At 42.5% G+C, this 18,826-nt stretch carries 27 protein-coding genes; all 27 read left to right on the top strand.

Annotated features, from left to right (window positions below; genetic code table 11):
* Position 1: 1 nt before the first annotated feature.
* The 27 genes from DB729_RS02645 to DB729_RS02520 all read left to right on the top strand — a co-directional run bounded on the left by DB729_RS02645 (position 2) and on the right by DB729_RS02520 (position 18,614).
* Complete coding sequence (locus tag DB729_RS02645; RefSeq protein ID WP_109289592.1) at positions 2-982, top strand: NAD-dependent epimerase/dehydratase family protein; 981 nt, start codon at positions 2-4, stop codon at positions 980-982.
* A complete protein-coding gene (locus DB729_RS02640; RefSeq protein ID WP_000034628.1) occupies positions 957-1,772 on the top strand; it encodes an MBL fold metallo-hydrolase in 816 nt (271 codons plus the stop codon). The genes DB729_RS02645 and DB729_RS02640 overlap by 26 nt, the downstream gene beginning before the upstream one ends.
* Entirely contained in the window at positions 1,750-3,012 is a 1,263-nt protein-coding gene (locus DB729_RS02635; RefSeq protein ID WP_109289593.1) for a F390 synthetase-related protein, read from the top strand. Before DB729_RS02640 ends, DB729_RS02635 begins: the two co-directional genes overlap by 23 nt.
* Positions 3,013-3,026: 14 nt before the next feature.
* Positions 3,027-3,971, top strand: coding sequence for a 3-oxoacyl-[acyl-carrier-protein] synthase III C-terminal domain-containing protein (locus DB729_RS02630; protein WP_109289594.1), 945 nt, complete (start codon positions 3,027-3,029; stop codon positions 3,969-3,971).
* Positions 3,972-4,106: 135 nt separating this feature from the next.
* Entirely contained in the window at positions 4,107-5,639 is a 1,533-nt protein-coding gene (cls, locus tag DB729_RS02625) for a cardiolipin synthase (RefSeq protein ID WP_109289595.1), read from the top strand.
* A gap of 73 nt (positions 5,640-5,712) precedes the next feature.
* Positions 5,713-5,856 carry a hypothetical protein gene (locus tag DB729_RS09445; RefSeq protein WP_165442217.1) on the top strand — a complete coding sequence of 48 codons (144 nt, stop codon included), beginning with the start codon at positions 5,713-5,715 and terminating at the stop codon, positions 5,854-5,856.
* Positions 5,857-5,891: 35 nt separating this feature from the next.
* Positions 5,892-7,409 carry a damage-inducible protein CinA gene (locus DB729_RS02620; RefSeq protein WP_109289596.1) on the top strand — a complete coding sequence of 506 codons (1,518 nt, stop codon included), beginning with the start codon at positions 5,892-5,894 and terminating at the stop codon, positions 7,407-7,409.
* Positions 7,410-7,536: 127 nt separating this feature from the next.
* Positions 7,537-9,744 carry an anaerobic ribonucleoside-triphosphate reductase gene (nrdD, locus tag DB729_RS02615; protein ID WP_165442216.1) on the top strand — a complete coding sequence of 736 codons (2,208 nt, stop codon included), beginning with the start codon at positions 7,537-7,539 and terminating at the stop codon, positions 9,742-9,744.
* An 11-nt stretch (positions 9,745-9,755) separates the two neighbouring features.
* Positions 9,756-9,896, top strand: a complete 141-nt coding sequence (locus DB729_RS02610; RefSeq protein ID WP_000521625.1) for a hypothetical protein — start codon at positions 9,756-9,758, stop codon at positions 9,894-9,896.
* Positions 9,897-9,940: 44 nt separating this feature from the next.
* A complete protein-coding gene (locus tag DB729_RS02605) occupies positions 9,941-10,441 on the top strand; it encodes a GNAT family N-acetyltransferase (protein WP_109289598.1) in 501 nt (166 codons plus the stop codon).
* Between the two features lie 4 nt (positions 10,442-10,445).
* Entirely contained in the window at positions 10,446-11,042 is a 597-nt protein-coding gene (gene nrdG / locus DB729_RS02600; protein ID WP_000220164.1) for an anaerobic ribonucleoside-triphosphate reductase activating protein, read from the top strand.
* Positions 11,039-11,665 carry a uridine kinase family protein gene (locus DB729_RS02595; protein WP_109289599.1) on the top strand — a complete coding sequence of 209 codons (627 nt, stop codon included), beginning with the start codon at positions 11,039-11,041 and terminating at the stop codon, positions 11,663-11,665. The genes nrdG and DB729_RS02595 overlap by 4 nt, the downstream gene beginning before the upstream one ends.
* Positions 11,666-11,930: 265 nt before the next feature.
* A complete protein-coding gene (rpsJ, locus tag DB729_RS02590) occupies positions 11,931-12,239 on the top strand; it encodes a 30S ribosomal protein S10 (RefSeq protein WP_001284513.1) in 309 nt (102 codons plus the stop codon).
* A gap of 82 nt (positions 12,240-12,321) precedes the next feature.
* Positions 12,322-12,948 (top strand): 50S ribosomal protein L3, encoded by a 627-nt coding sequence (rplC, locus tag DB729_RS02585; protein ID WP_000160200.1) that lies wholly within the window; start codon positions 12,322-12,324, stop codon positions 12,946-12,948.
* A gap of 24 nt (positions 12,949-12,972) precedes the next feature.
* Positions 12,973-13,596 carry a 50S ribosomal protein L4 gene (gene rplD, locus DB729_RS02580; protein ID WP_000024550.1) on the top strand — a complete coding sequence of 208 codons (624 nt, stop codon included), beginning with the start codon at positions 12,973-12,975 and terminating at the stop codon, positions 13,594-13,596.
* Entirely contained in the window at positions 13,596-13,892 is a 297-nt protein-coding gene (locus tag DB729_RS02575) for a 50S ribosomal protein L23 (protein ID WP_001055347.1), read from the top strand. Before rplD ends, DB729_RS02575 begins: the two co-directional genes overlap by 1 nt.
* Positions 13,893-13,909: 17 nt before the next feature.
* Positions 13,910-14,743 (top strand): 50S ribosomal protein L2, encoded by an 834-nt coding sequence (gene rplB, locus DB729_RS02570; protein WP_109289600.1) that lies wholly within the window; start codon positions 13,910-13,912, stop codon positions 14,741-14,743.
* Between the two features lie 103 nt (positions 14,744-14,846).
* Positions 14,847-15,128: a 30S ribosomal protein S19 gene (rpsS, locus tag DB729_RS02565; RefSeq protein ID WP_000533766.1), complete on the top strand. Its 282-nt coding sequence runs from the start codon at positions 14,847-14,849 to the stop codon at positions 15,126-15,128.
* A gap of 11 nt (positions 15,129-15,139) precedes the next feature.
* Positions 15,140-15,484, top strand: coding sequence for a 50S ribosomal protein L22 (gene rplV, locus DB729_RS02560; RefSeq protein WP_000818137.1), 345 nt, complete (start codon positions 15,140-15,142; stop codon positions 15,482-15,484).
* 12 nt (positions 15,485-15,496) lie between these two features.
* Positions 15,497-16,150 (top strand): 30S ribosomal protein S3, encoded by a 654-nt coding sequence (gene rpsC, locus DB729_RS02555; RefSeq protein WP_000529936.1) that lies wholly within the window; start codon positions 15,497-15,499, stop codon positions 16,148-16,150.
* Positions 16,151-16,153: 3 nt separating this feature from the next.
* The gene (gene rplP, locus DB729_RS02550; RefSeq protein ID WP_000960947.1) at positions 16,154-16,567 is read left to right on the top strand and encodes a 50S ribosomal protein L16; all 414 of its coding nucleotides are present in this window, start codon (positions 16,154-16,156) and stop codon (positions 16,565-16,567) included.
* A gap of 9 nt (positions 16,568-16,576) precedes the next feature.
* Positions 16,577-16,783, top strand: coding sequence for a 50S ribosomal protein L29 (gene rpmC, locus DB729_RS02545; protein WP_000772918.1), 207 nt, complete (start codon positions 16,577-16,579; stop codon positions 16,781-16,783).
* Positions 16,784-16,807: 24 nt separating this feature from the next.
* Complete coding sequence (rpsQ, locus tag DB729_RS02540; protein ID WP_000440801.1) at positions 16,808-17,068, top strand: 30S ribosomal protein S17; 261 nt, start codon at positions 16,808-16,810, stop codon at positions 17,066-17,068.
* Positions 17,069-17,093: 25 nt separating this feature from the next.
* Positions 17,094-17,462, top strand: a complete 369-nt coding sequence (rplN, locus tag DB729_RS02535) for a 50S ribosomal protein L14 (protein ID WP_000616547.1) — start codon at positions 17,094-17,096, stop codon at positions 17,460-17,462.
* A gap of 77 nt (positions 17,463-17,539) precedes the next feature.
* Positions 17,540-17,845 carry a 50S ribosomal protein L24 gene (rplX, locus tag DB729_RS02530; RefSeq protein ID WP_000497691.1) on the top strand — a complete coding sequence of 102 codons (306 nt, stop codon included), beginning with the start codon at positions 17,540-17,542 and terminating at the stop codon, positions 17,843-17,845.
* Between the two features lie 23 nt (positions 17,846-17,868).
* On the top strand, positions 17,869-18,411 hold the full coding sequence (gene rplE, locus DB729_RS02525) for a 50S ribosomal protein L5 (protein WP_000013542.1): 543 nt from the start codon (positions 17,869-17,871) through the stop codon (positions 18,409-18,411).
* 17 nt (positions 18,412-18,428) lie between these two features.
* Positions 18,429-18,614 carry a type Z 30S ribosomal protein S14 gene (locus DB729_RS02520; protein ID WP_001085697.1) on the top strand — a complete coding sequence of 62 codons (186 nt, stop codon included), beginning with the start codon at positions 18,429-18,431 and terminating at the stop codon, positions 18,612-18,614.
* The last annotated feature ends 212 nt before the right edge of the window (positions 18,615-18,826 follow it).

Here is an 18,826-nt window from a genome sequence, read left to right as displayed (position 1 = left end):
AATGAAGAAAGTATTGGTAACAGGTGCTACGGGCTTTCTAGGTAAGTATGTTGTTGAAGAGCTCAGTCAGTCGAGCTATCAGGTACGCGCTTTTGGACGCAATCGCAAGATGGGTCAGTCTTTAGAAACTTCTACTGTGGCATTTTTTCAGGGAGATTTGACCAAACAAGAGGACTTAGCTCAGGCTTGTCAAGAGATGGACATGGTTGTGCATGCGGGTGCTCTTTCTACCGTTTGGGGACCTTGGGAGGACTTCTACCAGACAAATGTCTTGGGAACCAAGTATGTTCTGGATGCTTGTCGGGAGGCGGGGATTCAGCGTTTGGTTTATGTATCATCGCCGAGCATCTATGCTGCTCCTCGAGATCAGCTAGCTATCAAAGAAAGCGATGCACCTCAGGAAAATAATCTGAACAACTACATTCGTAGTAAGCTGGCTTCGGAGAGGCTGTTTAAGGATTATCCCGATGTTCCGAGCATTATCTTACGACCTCGTGGGCTTTTTGGGATTGGGGATACCAGTATTTTGCCCCGAGTTCTCAAACTCAGTCAGAAGATTGGTATTCCCTTGATAGGGGACGGTCGTCAGCTCATGGATATGACCTGTGTGGAAAATGTCGCTCTGGCAATTCGCTTGGCTCTAGAGGCTCCTCAAGCTAGTGGCGAAGTCTATAATATTACCAATGGGGAACCAAGAGCCTTTAAGGATTTGATAGAAGAAACCCTGAGAGGACTGGGCTATCCGATAACATACAGAAAAGTGCCAGCTCCTCTTATTTCAGTTATTGCCAGTAGTTTAGAGTTTCTTTATAAGACCTTGAAACTTAAAGGTGAGCCGGCTCTGACACGCTATACCTATTATTTGCTGCGGTATAGCCAGACGCTGGACATCAGCAAGGCGGAGCTAGACTTGGGGTATCGCCCTCAAATCAGTATTTCGGAAGGGATTGAACAATATGTCCAAGATTATCGAAAGCATTGATTATTTCCCAGCAGGCTACTGTACTAGCTATACAGGTTTGCTATTCAAGGGAGTCAAGAATAAAAAGATGACCTTTCCAGCTGGTGTCTTTCTGATTAAACACAGAGACAAGGGCTATTTGCTATATGATACTGGCTATCACTATGATATTAAGACGAAGCTTCGCTATGGTTTTTATCGTCTAGGAACACCTGTTCAAATGACGGAAAAGGACCAGATTTCATATTTGCTAGAAGCGAAGGGAATCAAACCAGAAGAAATTAACTATGTCCTTCTATCTCATTTACATCCAGATCATCTGGGAGGAGCTAGCTTCTTTCCTCATGCAACCTTTATCCTGACAAAAGAAGTGTATGAAGTTTATCAAAAACCCAAGTTGAAAGACCTGATTTTCAAGGAATTTCTACCAACTTCTTTTGAAAAAAATCTAACCATTATCAGAGCTGACCAGCAAGATTCAACCTTTCCCTATCGTCCGATTTGTGATCTTTTTGGAGATGGCAGTATCCTAGTTGCTTCTGTTGACGGGCATGCTAGGGGGCAAGCCTGTCTGTATCTTCCAGACTTTAACCTCCTCATTGCAGCAGATCTTTGTTGGGGAATTGACCTTTTGCCTTACACCAAACAGATGCATCTGATTCCTTCCTTGGTTCAAGATAACAAGGTGGACTATATCAAGGGGACAGAGTTTCTAGAGGAAGTCTTAAAGGACAGTATTGAGGTGCTTGTTAGTCATGACCCTGTGGAAAGGATAGAGTCAATCTTATATGAAAAAAATAACCTTTCTTAAAACCTTTATCCAAACTCGTTGGCTTCATAACTTCAAATCTCGAGAGGCTGTAGAGAGCTATCAGAAAAAGCAATTAGCCAACTATATGGATTTTTTAAAGCGAGAGTCTCCCTACTTTAAAAATGGGGTGCCTAGCGACTTTGACCATATGGACAAAGCTTTTATGATGGAACATTTCAACGAACTCAACACCCAAGGAGTGGATCGTGAAGAAGCCTTATCCTTAGCTATTGAAAGTGAGAAAACCCGTGATTTCAGTGAACTTAAAGGCGAAGTAGCAGTCGGTCTGTCTTCAGGGACATCTGGACATCGGGGCCTCTTTATCACAACAGAGAAAGAGCGAAGTATGTGGGCGGGAGCTATCTTGGCAAAGATGTTGCCCAAGGGTCAGCTTTTTGGACACCGCATCGCCTTTTTCCTGAGAGCCGATAATGAACTCTATCAGACCATCAATACGGCGCTCATTCGTCTAGAGTATTTTGATATTTTCAAACATACAGATGAGCATATAGAGCGTCTCAATAGCTACCAACCAACTATTGTGGTGGCGCCAGCCTCTATGTTGATTGAATTGAGCAAGCGCCTCAAGGATGGAGAGTTAGCTATTCACCCACAAAAAATCGTTTCGGTGGCGGAAATCTTGGAAGATAGTGATAGGGAACGCATCGCAGAGGCCTTTTCTCTGTCCATCATTGACCAAGTTTATCAGGCAACTGAAGGTTTCCTAGCCTGCACTTGCTCAGTTGGTAATCTGCATCTCAACGAAGACATTATCTTTGTGGAAAAGCGGTATCTGGATGACCGCCGTTTTTATCCAGTGATTACGGACTTTAAGCGAAGCAGTCAGCCTGTTTATCGCTACCAGCTCAATGATATCTTGGTTGAAAATCCGGAGCCTTGTCCCTGTGGCTCCTACTATACACGGATTGACAAGGTCGAAGGACGCTCTGACGACATCTTCTATTTTGAAGGACTGGATGGGGGGCAGGTAACGATCTATCCAGACTTTATCAGACGTTGCATCCTCTTTGTGGAGAATGTAGGAGATTACCAAGTTAAGCAACATTCCGAGAAATTAGTGGAAGTTTGTTTAAGCCGACGAGATGAGGACGTAGAGACAGCAATTTTGGCACAGTTCCAACTCTTGGCCCAGCAAAAAGAGTTCATAGTTCCTCAAATCCAATTTTCAGATTATCACTGGGATACTAGTCGTAAACTCAAACGTATCCAACGTTTATGAAAGGAAGAAAGACAATGACAGAAGTAAAAAGACATGTAGAAATCGCAGGTTATGGCATTTGCCTTCCAAAGCATACAGTTCAATTTAAAGACCAAACCCGTTATCGTGTAGTTGAAAATGAAGAAACGCAACTCGACTTGGCAGAAGGAGCTATCCACCGTGCACTTGAACATGCAAATTTGGATATTAAAGATATCGATTGCCTTGTATCAGCTAGTGCAGTTGGTGTTCAGCCTATTCCTTGTACGGCTGCCTTGATTCATGAGCGCGTGGCAAAAGGACTCTCAATTCCAGCAATGGACATCAATACGACCTGTACCAGCTTTATTTCTGCTCTATCGACTATGTCCCACTTGATTGAGGCGGGCGAATACGGTCGTGTCTTGATTGTATCCAGTGAGGTTGGTAGTTTAGGGCTCAATCCCAAGCAAAAAGAAAGTTTTGAACTCTTTAGTGATGGGGCGGCAGCCTTTATTTTCCAAAAAAGTCATCAGGAAAAAGGGGTCATTGCTAGTCTCCAACGTACTTGGTCGGAAGGAGCTCACGATACGGAGATTCGTGGAGGTCTGACTTCTTTTCAACCAAAAGAGTACTCTGAAGCGACTAAGACCAACTATATGTTTGACATGAAGGGGAAGAAAATCCTCCTCTTATCTGCTCGCAAGATCCCAGTCATGTTTGAAGAGTTTCAAGAAAAAACACGGCTAGCCTTGGCAGACGTGGACTATATCATTCCTCACCAAGCAAGTCGTGCTCTTCCTCTGGTCATGGAAAAACTAGGTGTGGCCGAGGATCAGTACCTCAATCTCGTCACTGACTATGGAAATATGGTGTCAGTCTCTGTACCGTTTGGCTTAGCTTATTCTTTGGAGCATGGACTTATCAAGGAGGGAGATGTCGTCTACCTTATGGGGACTGCAGCTGGTATGACGGTCAATATGTTGGCTCTGAAATTGTAACAATTATCCAAACACGGAACGGTTGGAGCATGAGCAAAGGTAAACGGTTGCTATCTACCCCTGAACTGAGGTATACTAGTAGAAAGATTAGTTTATCAAGCGGTGAGGGAGAATGTTAGAAAAGGAAGGAGATGTATGACAGCTAGAAAAATGCAGCTACTCATGTCCAAATATGGTTTTAGCATTACCATCATGTTGGCAGAGTTGTTTATCGTCTTTGGTTTATTTCTCTATCTAGGGCAGATGGCACCGATTATCTGGATTATCCTAGTCATTTTAGTGAGCTTAGCGACCATTGTATCGATTGTTAATCGATCTATGAATCCTGAGAGTAAGGTGACATGGTTGTTAGTAGCCTTTGTGCCAGTGTTTGGCCCCTTACTCTATATCATGTTTGGAGAGCGTCGTTTATCTAAAAAAGAAATGAAGCAGCTAAAGCAGCTCCAATCAATGGTTGATAGAGAGGACAATAGCAGAGCTCTCCGTTTGGAGTTAAAAGAGCAGGACAAGTCGGCTTATGGGGTTATCAAATCGCTCCTCAGCATGGACACGAATGCAGATGTCTATAATCGAACGGATACCCATTTTTTCCCTTCAGGGGAAAGCATGTGGCGCCAGATGCTAGAGGACCTCAAGAAAGCGGAGAAGTTTATCTTTCTCGAATACTATATCATCGAAGAAGGTTTGATGTGGAATAGTATTTTGAAAATTTTGGAAGAAAAGGCGGCTCAAGGGGTAGAAGTGAAGCTCCTTTATGATGATATTGGTTGTATGGCAACCTTGCCTGGTGATTATACCATTCATCTTCGCGGTCGAGGGATTGAAGCCCATAAATTTAATAAGGTGATTCCGCGCTTAACCGTTGCCTATAACAACCGTGACCACCGTAAAATCATGATTATCGATGGTCAAATTGCCTATACAGGTGGTGTCAATCTGGCAGATGAGTATATCAACCATATCGAACGCTTTGGTTATTGGAAAGATAGCGGTATTCGCGTAGATGGATCGGCGGTTAAGGCTTTTACTAGACTCTTTTTATCAACCTGGTATATCAACCGTGGGGAAATTAGCGACTTTGACCAATACCATCTCGAAAATCAACCAAAAGATGGGATGGGGCTCTGTATTCCCTACAGTAGCGGGCCAAAACCCATCTACCGAGCCCAGGTTGGAAAAACGGTCTATCAAAATCTTATCAATCAAGCTACGGATTACGTCTACATCACGACTCCCTATCTGATTGCTGACTATGATTTAACAGAAAGTATCAAAAATGCAGCTCTGAGAGGGGTAGATGTGCGAATTGTGACGCCGTGTATCCCAGATAAGAAGGTTATTCAGTTAGTTACTCGAGGAGCCTATCCAGACTTGTTATCTGCAGGGGTTCGAATTTATGAGTATAGCCCGGGATTCCTTCATAGCAAGCAAATGCTTGTCGATGGGGAGGCAGCTACTGTGGGAACCATCAATTTTGACTATCGGAGTTTGCTTCACCACTATGAAAATGCCGTCTTGCTTTATAGGACGCAGTCCATCATCGATATTGAAAGAGACTTCGAAGAGATTTTTAAAGTTTCTCAAGAAATTTATCCCCACACCATCAAAACAAGCCGGTATCAAAGCCTGATCAAGGAAATTGTCCAGTTGTTTGCACCTATGCTCTAACTATCCATCAAGATCTAGCCCAAGGCTGGATCTTTTTTGTCTTCTTACGAATAGATAGGTAAAGGAGAAAAACATGCTTAATCTAGAAGATGACGATTTCATTAGAGAGTATAGAGACAGTCGATTTCACCGTTTTAGTGAAATCGAACGCTTTGCGCTATTGGATAAGAAATTCAGCAAATATCAATCCCAAGCTGACATTCCTGTAAGATTTTGATATACTAAAACAGATAAACTTAGAGGAGAAATTGAATGAATGTATACGGGAAAATAGATGAGAAACAAGAAGAATCTCATTACCAAGACTGGTCCGTTCCAGAAAAGCGAGAAGGAGCTCCGATTCCCTTTTTTAGTATCTTGCTTTGGAGTTTAGTGGCTACAGCTATTTCTGTGGTTATCCCCCTTATTTTTGGTTTAGTAAGCCCACAACAAACTCAGGATCTTTATACCGGTTGGGCCTTGCATCAAAATGGTCAAATGTATACCGATTATTTTGGGACGGAGGGATTGCTCTATTACCTGCTTACCTATCTTTCACAAGGCAGTATTCTGATTGCTTTGGTTAAGTGGTTAGCCTTATTTGGAGCAGGTGTTTTTCTTTTTAAATCTGCGGATACTCTTACAGGCCGAGTAGAAGAAGCCAAGCAGCTTGTGTTTGTGTTTAATTTGTTGGTAGCAGGTCTCGCTTTTGGTGGTGGCTATGCTCTCTTGCTAGCCTTGCCTTTCCTATTTTATTCACTTAGCATTGTTACGAACTATCTAGCTTATCCAAACGATGACAAAGGATTTTTACGTGTTGGTATGAGCCTTGCACTTGCTTTCTTCCTTGCGCCAATCCCAACAGCCTTATTTGCAGCTACACTAGCCTTGGGAATTATCGGTTTTAACTTAGGCAAAGGTCACTTTGTTCATGGTTTATATCAATTTTTTGCGTCAGCCTTAGGGTTCTCACTCTTATTCTATCCTTTAGGCTACTATACAGTATTAACAGGTAGTTTTGGGGATGCCATTAGCCAGACCTTGTATCCGGTAAATACTCTTAGCCTCTTTTCAAATGCGCATTTGCTTGAAAATACAGCCTTCTACGGCTTGCTTGCCATTGGGCTAGGTTCCCTTACTTTGCTCTTTTCTGGTTTGTTCCAGTCAAAACCAGCTAAGCAGTATTCCCTATCAATTGCTGCTAGTTTGGGCTTATTACTTTCTTTGGGGCTCTTGATTTTCTCAAAAGAACCTGTCAACGGTACTCATCTCGTTGCTCTCCTTCCTTTCTTGACCCTACTCCTTCTGACAGGGATCAAAGAGAATGTTTCTGATGGAGGCAGTCGTCGTAGAAGAAGACGTGAGAAAAAAGTCTCTTTCCTCAAAAGAAATTTCTATCTACCACTGATTGCCCTTGTCTACCTCATCGTTCTCCCTATCGCGAGTCGCTACCTTTCGCACCCGGTGACTTATCAGGAGAGAGAGCGACTTGCTAGCGTAGTCAAACAACAAACGAGTTCTGAAGATCGTGTCTATGCATGGGATGATCGTCCAGATTTCTATCGTACAAGCGAACGCTTGGCACCGACCTCTCTAGTGACGCCAACACTTTATACTGCAAATGACGAAAATAAAACTAAGCTGATGAATGACCTGAAAGAGAATGAACCGAAGATGATTATGGTCAATCAAAAAGTTGCCTTGTGGTCGGATGTAGAGAGCTGGCTCAGCGAAAACTATGAGCTTGTTCAGACAGATACTAGTGAATTCAAGCTTTATAAATCTAAATAACAAAATCAATATCTTGTGGAATTTTAAAAATTTTAGGATTTTTGACACAAGATGTTGATTTTTATTTTTAGAGTGGTATAATACTGAATATAAACTATTCAACAATATTTTAGAAAAGAGCATGGATATGATTGTATTAGAAGAAAAGCTTGCAACCGTTCCCACCTTGTTCGTTGAAAAACGAGATGGTAGACGTGTAGTATTTGATGTAGACAAGATTGACAAGGCTCTCCACAAGGCGGCGGAAAAGGTTATGGACGTTACGCCTCTAGTAGAAAAACGCCTAAATGGTCTAGTTGAAAGAATCGTTACCGAAATTCATAGTCGTTTCCCTAAAGGTGTGAAGATTTATGAGATTCAGAATATCGTAGAACATGAACTTCTCGAAGCCAAAGAATATGCCTTGGCTGAAGAGTATATCACTTATCGGACACAGAGGGATTTTGAGCGCTCAAAAGCGACAGATATCAACTTTAGCATTCATAAACTTCTCAATAAAGATCAGGCAGTTGTCAATGAAAATGCCAATAAAGACAGCGATGTCTTTAACACTAAACGTGATTTGACAGCAGGGATTGTGGGGAAATCAATCGGATTGCAAATGCTTCCTAAGCACGTAGCCAATGCTCACCAAAAAGGGGATATCCACTATCATGATTTGGACTATAGTCCCTATACACCTATGACCAACTGCTGTTTGATTGATTTTAAAGGCATGTTGGAAAATGGCTTTAAAATTGGTAATGCAGAGGTAGAGAGTCCCAAGTCTATCCAGACTGCGACCGCTCAGATTTCACAAATCATCGCCAACGTTGCTTCTAGCCAGTACGGGGGCTGTTCAGCTGACCGTATCGATGAAGTCTTGGCACCTTATGCAGAGAAGAATTACCAAAAGCACCTCAAAGATGCGGAAGAATGGGTCTTGCCTGAAAAACGGGATGATTATGCTTGGAAGAAAACCCAAAAAGACATCTATGATGCCATGCAATCTCTTGAGTATGAAATCAACACCCTCTTCACTTCAAATGGACAAACACCTTTTACTTCACTAGGTTTTGGTCTGGGAACTAGTCGTTTTGAACGGGAAATTCAAAAAGCTATCTTGACCATTCGTATCAAGGGGCTTGGTTCAGAACACCGCACAGCCATCTTCCCTAAACTCATCTTTACGCTTAAAAGAGGCCTTAACTTGGAAGAAGGAACTCCAAACTATGACATCAAACAGTTGGCCCTCGAGTGTGCAACCAAACGGATGTACCCGGATGTCTTATCCTATGATAAGATTATCGAGTTGACTGGTTCTTTCAAGGTACCTATGGGCTGCCGTTCTTTCCTTCAAGGATGGAAGGATGAGAATGGCGTAGAAGTCAATTCTGGTCGGATGAATTTAGGTGTTGTGACGGTCAACCTTCCTCGCATTGCCCTTGAGTCTGAGGGCGACATGAATAAGTTCTGGGAAATCTTCAATGAGCGGATGAATATCGCAGAAGATGCTCTGGTTTACCGTGTTGAACGGACCAAGGAAGCAACACCAGCGAATGCCCCTATCCTTTATCAGTACGGAGCCTTCGGTCGCCGTCTCGGAAAAGAAGAAAGTGTAGATCAACTCTTTAAGAATCGCCGCGCGACAGTTTCGCTGGGCTACATCGGTTTGTATGAAGTGGCTACAGTCTTCTTTGGAAATAGCTGGGAAAGCAATCCTGAAGCCAAGGAATTCACATTGGATATCATTCGCGATATGAAACGTCGTGTGGAAGAGTGGTCTGACCAATATGGTTACCATTTCTCTATCTACTCCACACCGTCTGAAAGTCTGACAGACCGCTTCTGTCGCTTGGATACAGAGAAGTTCGGCTCTATTCCGGACATCACGGACAAGGAATACTACACCAACTCTTTCCACTACGATGTTCGTAAAAATCCAACACCGTTTGAAAAATTAGACTTTGAGAAAGTTTATCCAGAAGCAGGTGCGTCAGGTGGTTTCATCCATTATTGTGAGTATCCAGTTCTTCAACAAAACCCTAAAGCCTTGGAAGCTGTTTGGGACTATGCCTATGACCGTGTCGGCTATCTAGGGACCAATACTCCGATTGATCGTTGCTACAAGTGTGACTTTGAAGGGGATTTTGAACCGACTGAGCGAGGATTTGCTTGTCCAAACTGTGGCAATAGCGACCCTAAAACAGTAGATGTGGTCAAACGTACGTGTGGTTATCTGGGAAATCCTCAAGCGCGTCCGATGGTTAATGGACGCCACAAGGAAATCGCTGCGCGTGTGAAACATATGAATGGTTCAACCATTAAGACACCTGGACATAAAGTAACAAACTAGAAAGAGACGGAATGGGGAAATACCAATTAGACGATAAGGGACGCGCACAAGTGACCCGTTATCACGAGAAACACTCGAAAGGTGGAACAGGTAAAAAAGAACGCTTGCTCAACCTCAGAGAACAGTTTTTAAACAAGAACAAGAAAAAATAAAAGTGAGAGTCTGCTCTCACTTTTCTCTTAGGTGGGAGGGGAATATGGAACTACGCAGACCGATATTGGCGGATAAGGAAGCTGTTTTAGAGATGATGGCAGAGTTTGAACAGACTCAATCAGCCCATGATGGCGGATTTTGGGATGCTGAGAATTTTGTTTATGAAGAGTGGTTAAAAAACAATCAGGATCATGAAATGGGAATTAATTTGTCTGAAGGGTGGGTGCCTGATATTCAGTTAGTCGCTTTTTCGATAGATGGTCAAGCTGTAGGATTTCTCAATATCCGATTGCGGCTCAATGACTTCTTATTGGAAGAAGGCGGACATATCGGCTATTCCATCCGTCCCTCTGAAAGAGGCAAGGGTTATGCCAAAGAAGCTCTCCGACAAGGCTTGCAAGTTGTCAAGGAGAAGAATATTAAACAAGCACTTGTGACCTGTAGTACGGGAAATCCTGCTAGTAGGGCGGTGATTGTATCAAATGGCGGAGTGTTTGAAGATGTTCGCAATGGCGTAGAACGTTACTGGATAGATTTGGAGTAAAAGGATGACATGGAATACACCAAAACCAGGTGAATGGAAAAGTGAGGAGCTTAGTAAAGGGCGGATCATTGATTACAAGGCCTTTAACTTTGTCGATGGAGAAGGTGTGCGCAATTCTCTCTATGTATCAGGTTGCATGTTTCACTGCGAAGGGTGCTATAATGTTGCGACTTGGTCTTTCAACGCAGGCATTCCCTATACGCCAGAGTTAGAAGAACAGATCATGGAAGATCTTGCCCAACCTTATGTTCAAGGCTTGACCTTGCTAGGAGGAGAGCCCTTTCTTAATACGGGTATTCTCTTACCACTCGTTAAACGCATTCGAAAGGAATTGCCAGACAAAGACATCTGGTCCTGGACGGGCTACACGTGGGAAGAAATGATGCTGGAGACTCCAGATAAACTGGAACTCTTATCGCTGATTGACATCCTTGTCGATGGACGGTATGATAAAAGCAAGCGCAATCTCATGCTCCAGTTTCGAGGTTCCTCTAATCAACGGATTATCGATGTGCAAAAATCTCTCAAAAGTGGGCAAGTGGTGATTTGGGACAAGCTTAATGACGGAAAAGAAAGCTATGAACAGGTGAAGAGAGAATGAAGAAAAAAGACCTGATAGAACAACTGGTTTCAGAGATTGAAACGGGAAGGGTTAGGACGCTGGGGATTTACGGTCATGGAGCTTCAGGCAAGTCAACCTTCGCTCAGGAATTATATCAGGCCCTAGATTCTACTACAGTAAATTTACTAGAAACAGATCCCTATATCACTTCAGAACGTCACCTGGTAATACCAAAGCAAGCACCTGATCAAAAGGTAACAGCTTGTCTGCCAGCGGCGCATGAACTGGCAAGTTTGCAGAGAGATATTCTCGCCTTGCAGGCAGGTATGGATGTCTTAACAATCGATGAACCGTGGAAGGCTAGCGAGATCTTATCTGGAGCCAAACCGATTCTGATTGTTGAAGGGATGTCTGTGGGTTTTCTACCTAAGGAACTCTTTGACAAAACTATCTGTTTCTACACGGATGAGGAGACCGAATTAAAGAGGCGCTTAGCTCGAGATACAACTATGAGAAATCGCGATGCATCTTTTGTATTAGCTAGCCATCAGATGAGACGGGAGCAGTATCTGTGTTACTATAGAGAAGCCGAGTCTAAAGCAGATATCTTAGTAGATCAATCAGAAGATAAATTCAAGGTCAAAATGACTCGTATTGTATAGAAGAAAAGACAGTTTTTTATAGATATAAATCCGTAATCTCGGAAAGATAAAAATAGAAAACAGTTTCATCCCAAAAAAACGAAAAAAACCTAACAAATCCCTTGCAATCGCAGGGGCTTTGTGTTATTCTATTATGGTGCTGTAAAATACAGCCTTAGCTTTGATGCAAGAGGTTGCGACACGCTCGGTTGCATTGCCACGCAACGCGCGTCGGTTTTCTTGTGGAGCTAGCCTATTATCTTAAATAGACGAAAAGGAGAAAAAGATGGCAAACAAAAAAATCCGTATCCGTTTGAAAGCTTACGAACACCGTACGCTTGACACAGCGGCTGCAAAAATCGTAGAATCAGCTACTCGTACAGGTGCACAAGTTGCGGGTCCAATCCCACTTCCGACTGAACGTAGCCTCTACACAATCATTCGTGCGACTCACAAATACAAAGACTCTCGCGAACAATTTGAAATGCGTACACACAAACGTTTGATCGATATCGTTAACCCAACTCAAAAAACAGTTGATGCTTTGATGAAATTGGATCTTCCAAGTGGTGTAAACGTAGAAATCAAGCTTTAATCCAAAGTTTGAAACCTTGAGCATGAAAAACGCTCGTTAAAAACTTTTTGAATAAAAAATATAGAAAAGGAACTATTTTCTCATGACAAAAGGAATCTTAGGGAAAAAAGTGGGAATGACTCAAATCTTCACTGAAGCTGGCGAATTGATCCCTGTAACAGTTATTGAAGCAACTCCAAACGTTGTTCTTCAAGTTAAAACTGTTGAAACAGACGGATACAACGCTATCCAAGTTGGTTTTGATGACAAACGCGAAGTATTGAGCAACAAACCTGCTAAAGGACATGTAGCGAAAGCTAACACGGCTCCTAAGCGCTTCATTCGTGAATTCAAAAACGTTGAAGGCTTGGAAGTTGGTACTGAAATCACAGTTGAAACATTCGCAGCTGGAGACGTTGTTGACGTAACTGGTACTTCTAAAGGTAAAGGTTTCCAAGGTGTTATCAAACGCCACGGACAATCACGTGGACCAATGGCTCACGGTTCTCGTTACCACCGTCGTCCAGGTTCTATGGGACCTGTTGCACCTAACCGCGTGTTCAAAGGTAAAAACCTTGCAGGACGTATGGGTGGCGACCGCGTGACAATTCAAAACCTTGAAGTTGTACAAGTTGTTCCAGAAAAGAACGTTATCCTTATCAAAGGTAACGTACCAGGTGCTAAGAAATCTCTTATCACTATCAAGTCAGCAGTTAAAGCTGGTAAATAATAAGGAAAGGGGAATACAGTCAAAATGGCAAATGTAACATTATTCGACCAAACTGGTAAACAAGCTGGCGAAGTTGTTCTTAACGATGCAATCTTTGGTATTGAACCAAACCAATCTGTTGTGTTTGATGTGATCATCAGCCAACGTGCTAGCCTTCGTCAAGGAACTCACGCAGTCAAAAATCGCTCAGCTGTTTCAGGTGGCGGACGCAAACCATGGCGTCAAAAAGGAACTGGACGTGCTCGTCAAGGTTCTATCCGCTCTCCACAATGGCGTGGTGGTGGAACTGTCTTCGGACCAACTCCACGTAGCTATGCGTACAAACTTCCTCAAAAAGTTCGTCGCCTTGCGCTTAAATCTGTTTACTCAGAAAAAGTTGCTGAAAACAAATTTGTAGCCGTTGATTCTCTTGAATTTACAGCTCCAAAAACTGCTGAATTTGCAAAAGTTCTTGCAGCTTTGAGCATCGATTCTAAAGTCCTTGTTATTCTTGAAGAAGGAAACGAATTCGCAGCTCTTTCAGCTCGTAACCTTCCAAACGTGAAAGTTGCGACCGCTACAACTGCAAGTGTTCTTGACATCGCAAATAGTGACAAACTTCTTGTTACTCAAGCAGCTATCTCTAAAATCGAGGAGGTTCTTGCATAATGAATTTGTATGATGTTATCAAAAAACCTGTTATCACTGAAAGCTCAATGGCTCAACTTGAAGCAGGAAAGTATGTATTTGAAGTTGACACTCGTGCACACAAACTTTTGATTAAGCAAGCTGTTGAAGCTGCTTTTGAAGGTGTTAAAGTTGCAAATGTCAACACAATCAACGTAAAACCTAAAGCTAAACGTGTTGGACGTTACACTGGTTTTACTAACAAAACTAAAAAAGCTATCATCACTCTTACAGCTGATTCAAAAGCAATCGAGTTGTTTGCTGCTGAAGCTGAATAATCTAAGGAGGAAATATCGTGGGAATTCGTGTTTATAAACCAACAACAAACGGTCGCCGTAATATGACTTCTTTGGATTTCGCTGAAATCACAACAAGCACTCCTGAAAAATCATTGCTTGTTGCTTTGAAGAACAAGGCTGGTCGTAACAACAACGGTCGTATCACTGTTCGTCACCAAGGTGGTGGGCACAAACGTTTCTACCGTTTGGTTGACTTCAAACGTAACAAAGACAACGTTGAAGCAGTTGTTAAAACTATCGAGTACGATCCAAACCGTTCTGCAAACATCGCTCTTGTGCACTACGCTGACGGTGTGAAAGCATACATCATCGCTCCAAAAGGTCTTGAAGTTGGTCAACGTATCGTTTCAGGTCCTGAAGCAGATATCAAAGTCGGAAACGCTCTTCCGCTTGCTAACATCCCAGTTGGTACTTTGATCCACAACATCGAATTGAAACCATGCCGTGGTGGAGAATTGGTCCGTGCGGCTGGAGCTTCTGCTCAAGTATTGGGTCAAGAAGGTAAATACGTTCTTGTTCGTCTTCAATCTGGCGAAGTTCGTATGATTCTTGGAACTTGTCGTGCTACAGTTGGTGTTGTCGGAAACGAACAACATGGACTTGTAAACCTTGGTAAAGCAGGACGTAGCCGTTGGAAAGGTATCCGCCCAACGGTTCGTGGTTCTGTAATGAACCCTAACGATCACCCACACGGTGGTGGTGAAGGTAAAGCACCAGTTGGTCGTAAAGCGCCATCTACTCCATGGGGCAAACCTGCTCTTGGTCTTAAAACTCGTAACAAGAAAGCGAAATCTGACAAACTTATCGTTCGTCGTCGCAACGAGAAATAATAGTAAACTAGTCGCTTAAGCAACTAGGAAATCCGCCAGCTCGGTAGCGCTCCATGTGAGCGCAAGCCGCTGTGGTACAATATTTAAAGGAGAAAACATAAAAATGGGACGCAGTCTTAAAAAAGGACCTTTCGTCGATGAGCATTTGATGAAAAAAGTTGAAGCTCAAGCTAACGACGAAAAGAAAAAAGTTATCAAAACTTGGTCACGTCGTTCAACGATCTTCCCAAGTTTCATTGGTTACACTATTGCAGTTTATGACGGACGTAAACACGTACCTGTTTACATCCAAGAAGACATGGTAGGTCACAAACTTGGTGAATTCGCACCAACTCGTACTTACAAAGGTCACGCTGCAGACGACAAGAAAACACGTAGAAAATAAGGAGAACATAAATGGCAGAAATTACTTCAGCTAAAGCAATGGCTCGTACAGTACGTGTTTCACCTCGTAAATCACGTCTTGTTCTTGACAATATTCGTGGTAAAAGCGTAGCCGACGCTATTGCAATCTTGACATTCACTCCAAACAAAGCTGCTGAAATCATCTTGAAAGTTTTGAATTCAGCTGTAGCTAACGCTGAAAACAACTTTGGTTTGGACAAAGCTAACTTGGTAGTATCTGAGGCATTCGCAAACGAAGGACCAACTATGAAACGTTTCCGTCCACGTGCGAAAGGTTCAGCTTCACCAATCAACAAACGTACAGCTCACATCACTGTAGCTGTTGCAGAAAAATAAGGAGGTAACATCGTGGGTCAAAAAGTACATCCAATTGGTATGCGTGTCGGCATCATCCGTGATTGGGATGCCAAATGGTATGCTGAAAAAGAATACGCGGATTACCTTCATGAAGATCTTGCAATCCGTAAATTCGTTCAAAAAGAACTTGCTGACGCAGCAGTTTCAACTATCGAAATCGAACGCGCAGTGAACAAAGTTAACGTTTCACTTCACACTGCTAAACCAGGTATGGTTATCGGTAAAGGTGGCGCTAACGTTGATGCACTCCGTGCAAAACTTAACAAATTGACTGGAAAACAAGTACACATCAACATCATCGAAATCAAACAACCTGATTTGGATGCTCACCTTGTAGGTGAAGGAATTGCTCGTCAATTGGAGCAACGTGTTGCTTTCCGTCGTGCACAAAAACAAGCAATCCAACGCGCAATGCGTGCTGGAGCTAAAGGAATCAAAACTCAAGTATCAGGTCGTTTGAACGGTGCAGATATTGCCCGTGCTGAAGGATACTCAGAAGGAACTGTTCCACTCCACACACTTCGTGCAGATATCGATTACGCTTGGGAAGAAGCAGATACTACATACGGTAAACTTGGTGTTAAAGTATGGATCTACCGTGGTGAAGTTCTTCCAGCTCGTAAAAACACTAAAGGAGGTAAATAACCAATGTTAGTACCTAAACGTGTTAAACACCGTCGTGAATTCCGTGGAAAAATGCGCGGTGAAGCAAAAGGTGGAAAAGAAGTAGCATTCGGTGAATACGGTCTTCAAGCTACAACTAGCCACTGGATCACTAACCGCCAAATCGAAGCTGCTCGTATCGCCATGACTCGTTACATGAAACGTGGTGGTAAAGTTTGGATTAAAATCTTCCCACACAAATCATACACTGCTAAAGCTATCGGTGTGCGTATGGGATCTGGTAAAGGGGCACCTGAAGGTTGGGTAGCACCAGTTAAACGTGGTAAAGTGATGTTCGAAATCGCTGGTGTATCTGAAGAGATTGCACGTGAAGCGCTTCGTCTTGCAAGCCACAAATTGCCAGTTAAAACTAAATTCGTAAAACGTGAAGCAGAATAAGGAGAAGGCATGAAACTTAATGAAGTAAAAGAATTTGTTAAAGAACTTCGTGGTCTTTCTCAAGAAGAACTCGCGAAGCGCGAAAACGAATTGAAAAAAGAATTGTTTGAACTTCGTTTCCAAGCTGCTACTGGTCAATTGGAACAAACAGCTCGCTTGAAAGAAGTTAAAAAACAAATCGCTCGTATCAAAACAGTTCAATCTGAAGCGAAATAATAGACTAGGGAAGGAGAAATTTCAATGGAACGCAATAATCGTAAAGTTCTTGTTGGACGTGTTGTATCTGACAAAATGGACAAGACAATCACAGTTGTAGTTGAAACAAAACGTAACCACCCAGTCTATGGTAAACGTATTAACTACTCTAAAAAATACAAAGCACATGATGAAAACAATGTTGCCAAAGAAGGCGATATCGTACGTATCATGGAAACTCGCCCGCTTTCAGCTACAAAACGTTTCCGTCTTGTAGAAGTTGTTGAAGAAGCGGTTATCATCTAATCAAGCCTGAAAGGAGAAAACTGAAATGATTCAAACAGAAACTCGTTTGAAAGTCGCAGACAACAGCGGTGCACGCGAAATCTTGACTATCAAAGTTCTTGGTGGTTCTAAACGTAAATTTGCGAACATCGGTGATGTCATTGTGGCATCTGTAAAACAAGCTACTCCTGGTGGTGCGGTTAAAAAAGGTGACGTTGTAAAAGCTGTTATCGTTCGTACTAAATCAGGTGCTCGTCGCGCTGATGGTTCATACATCAAGTTTGACGAAAATGCAGCTGTTATCATCCGTGATGACAAAACTCCTCGCGGAACACGTATCTTTGGCCCAGTTGCACGTGAATTGCGTGAAGGTGGCTTCATGAAGATCGTGTCACTTGCTCCAGAAGTACTTTAATTTTTAGAAACAAACTAGTCCCCTAGCTTCAAGCTAGGGTGCCCTTGTGGGCGTAAGAAAAATCAAGGAGAAACCTAATGTTTGTAAAAAAAGGCGACAAAGTTCGCGTAATCGCTGGTAAAGATAAGGGAACAGAAGCTGTTGTCCTTACTGCCCTTCCAAAAGTAAACAAAGTTATCGTTGAAGGTGTTAACATCGTTAAGAAACACCAACGTCCAACTAACGAGCTTCCTCAAGGTGGTATCATCGAGAAAGAAGCAGCTATCCACGTATCAAACGTTCAAGTATTGGACAAAAATGGTGTAGCTGGTCGTGTTGGTTACAAATTTGTAGACGGTAAAAAAGTTCGCTACAACAAAAAATCAGGCGAAGTGCTTGATTAATCACGAAGGAAAGGAGAAGTATAATGGCAAATCGTTTAAAAGAAAAATATCTTAATGAAGTAGTTCCTGCTTTGACAGAACAATTCAACTACTCATCAGTGATGGCTGTGCCTAAAGTAGATAAGATCGTTTTGAACATGGGTGTTGGTGAAGCTGTATCAAACGCTAAAAGCCTTGAAAAAGCTGCTGAAGAATTGGCGCTTATCTCAGGTCAAAAACCACTTATCACTAAAGCTAAAAAATCAATCGCCGGCTTCCGTCTTCGTGAAGGTGTAGCGATCGGTGCAAAAGTTACCCTTCGTGGGGAACGTATGTACGAATTCTTGGATAAATTGGTTTCAGTTTCACTTCCACGTGTGCGTGACTTCCACGGTGTTCCAACAAAATCATTTGATGGACGCGGAAACTACACTCTTGGTGTGAAAGAACAATTGATCTTCCCAGAAATCAACTTTGATGACGTTGACAAAACTCGTGGTCTTGACATCGTTATCGTAACAACTGCTAACACTGACGAAGAGTCACGCGCATTGCTTACAGGCCTTGGAATGCCTTTTGCAAAATAATATAGGAGGTAAATCTAATGGCTAAAAAATCAATGATTGCTAAGAACAAACGTCCAGCGAAGTTCTCTACTCAAGCTTATACTCGTTGTGAAAAATGTGGTCGTCCACATTCAGTTTACCGCAAATTTAAACTTTGCCGTGTTTGCTTCCGTGAATTAGCTTACAAAGGACAAATTCCTGGTGTAACAAAAGCATCTTGGTAATATCATGATACAAAGAGCGTAACAACCACAGCGAAAATAGGAAATTTGGTGAGGGAGCGATGCTCCAAAACAAATTTATCTTTTTTGCACAGGTTGTAGCTCGTGTTCAAATAAGAGTTCTCTCATTTGAATGTGTCAATACTATCTGAGCCCAGCTCAATCATTAACTAGCAAGTGCAACTTGCAAACTACTAGTAAGAGGAGAAAAACAA

Source organism: Streptococcus halitosis, from assembly GCF_003143695.2.
GTDB lineage: Bacteria > Bacillota > Bacilli > Lactobacillales > Streptococcaceae > Streptococcus > Streptococcus halitosis.
This window is presented reverse-complemented; position numbering and strand designations above follow the sequence as displayed.

Coding starts and splice junctions, on each gene's coding strand:
- DB729_RS02645 (WP_109289592.1), top strand. CDS start 2: ATGAAGAAAGTATTGGTAACAGGTGCTACGGGCTTTCTAGGTAAGTAT.
- DB729_RS02640 (WP_000034628.1), top strand. CDS start 957: ATGTCCAAGATTATCGAAAGCATTGATTATTTCCCAGCAGGCTACTGT.
- DB729_RS02635 (WP_109289593.1), top strand. CDS start 1,750: ATGAAAAAAATAACCTTTCTTAAAACCTTTATCCAAACTCGTTGGCTT.
- DB729_RS02630 (WP_109289594.1), top strand. CDS start 3,027: ATGACAGAAGTAAAAAGACATGTAGAAATCGCAGGTTATGGCATTTGC.
- cls (WP_109289595.1), top strand. CDS start 4,107: ATGACAGCTAGAAAAATGCAGCTACTCATGTCCAAATATGGTTTTAGC.
- DB729_RS09445 (WP_165442217.1), top strand. CDS start 5,713: ATGCTTAATCTAGAAGATGACGATTTCATTAGAGAGTATAGAGACAGT.
- DB729_RS02620 (WP_109289596.1), top strand. CDS start 5,892: ATGAATGTATACGGGAAAATAGATGAGAAACAAGAAGAATCTCATTAC.
- nrdD (WP_165442216.1), top strand. CDS start 7,537: ATGATTGTATTAGAAGAAAAGCTTGCAACCGTTCCCACCTTGTTCGTT.
- DB729_RS02610 (WP_000521625.1), top strand. CDS start 9,756: ATGGGGAAATACCAATTAGACGATAAGGGACGCGCACAAGTGACCCGT.
- DB729_RS02605 (WP_109289598.1), top strand. CDS start 9,941: ATGGAACTACGCAGACCGATATTGGCGGATAAGGAAGCTGTTTTAGAG.
- nrdG (WP_000220164.1), top strand. CDS start 10,446: ATGACATGGAATACACCAAAACCAGGTGAATGGAAAAGTGAGGAGCTT.
- DB729_RS02595 (WP_109289599.1), top strand. CDS start 11,039: ATGAAGAAAAAAGACCTGATAGAACAACTGGTTTCAGAGATTGAAACG.
- rpsJ (WP_001284513.1), top strand. CDS start 11,931: ATGGCAAACAAAAAAATCCGTATCCGTTTGAAAGCTTACGAACACCGT.
- rplC (WP_000160200.1), top strand. CDS start 12,322: ATGACAAAAGGAATCTTAGGGAAAAAAGTGGGAATGACTCAAATCTTC.
- rplD (WP_000024550.1), top strand. CDS start 12,973: ATGGCAAATGTAACATTATTCGACCAAACTGGTAAACAAGCTGGCGAA.
- DB729_RS02575 (WP_001055347.1), top strand. CDS start 13,596: ATGAATTTGTATGATGTTATCAAAAAACCTGTTATCACTGAAAGCTCA.
- rpsS (WP_000533766.1), top strand. CDS start 14,847: ATGGGACGCAGTCTTAAAAAAGGACCTTTCGTCGATGAGCATTTGATG.
- rplV (WP_000818137.1), top strand. CDS start 15,140: ATGGCAGAAATTACTTCAGCTAAAGCAATGGCTCGTACAGTACGTGTT.
- rplP (WP_000960947.1), top strand. CDS start 16,154: ATGTTAGTACCTAAACGTGTTAAACACCGTCGTGAATTCCGTGGAAAA.
- rpmC (WP_000772918.1), top strand. CDS start 16,577: ATGAAACTTAATGAAGTAAAAGAATTTGTTAAAGAACTTCGTGGTCTT.
- rpsQ (WP_000440801.1), top strand. CDS start 16,808: ATGGAACGCAATAATCGTAAAGTTCTTGTTGGACGTGTTGTATCTGAC.
- rplN (WP_000616547.1), top strand. CDS start 17,094: ATGATTCAAACAGAAACTCGTTTGAAAGTCGCAGACAACAGCGGTGCA.
- rplX (WP_000497691.1), top strand. CDS start 17,540: ATGTTTGTAAAAAAAGGCGACAAAGTTCGCGTAATCGCTGGTAAAGAT.
- rplE (WP_000013542.1), top strand. CDS start 17,869: ATGGCAAATCGTTTAAAAGAAAAATATCTTAATGAAGTAGTTCCTGCT.
- DB729_RS02520 (WP_001085697.1), top strand. CDS start 18,429: ATGGCTAAAAAATCAATGATTGCTAAGAACAAACGTCCAGCGAAGTTC.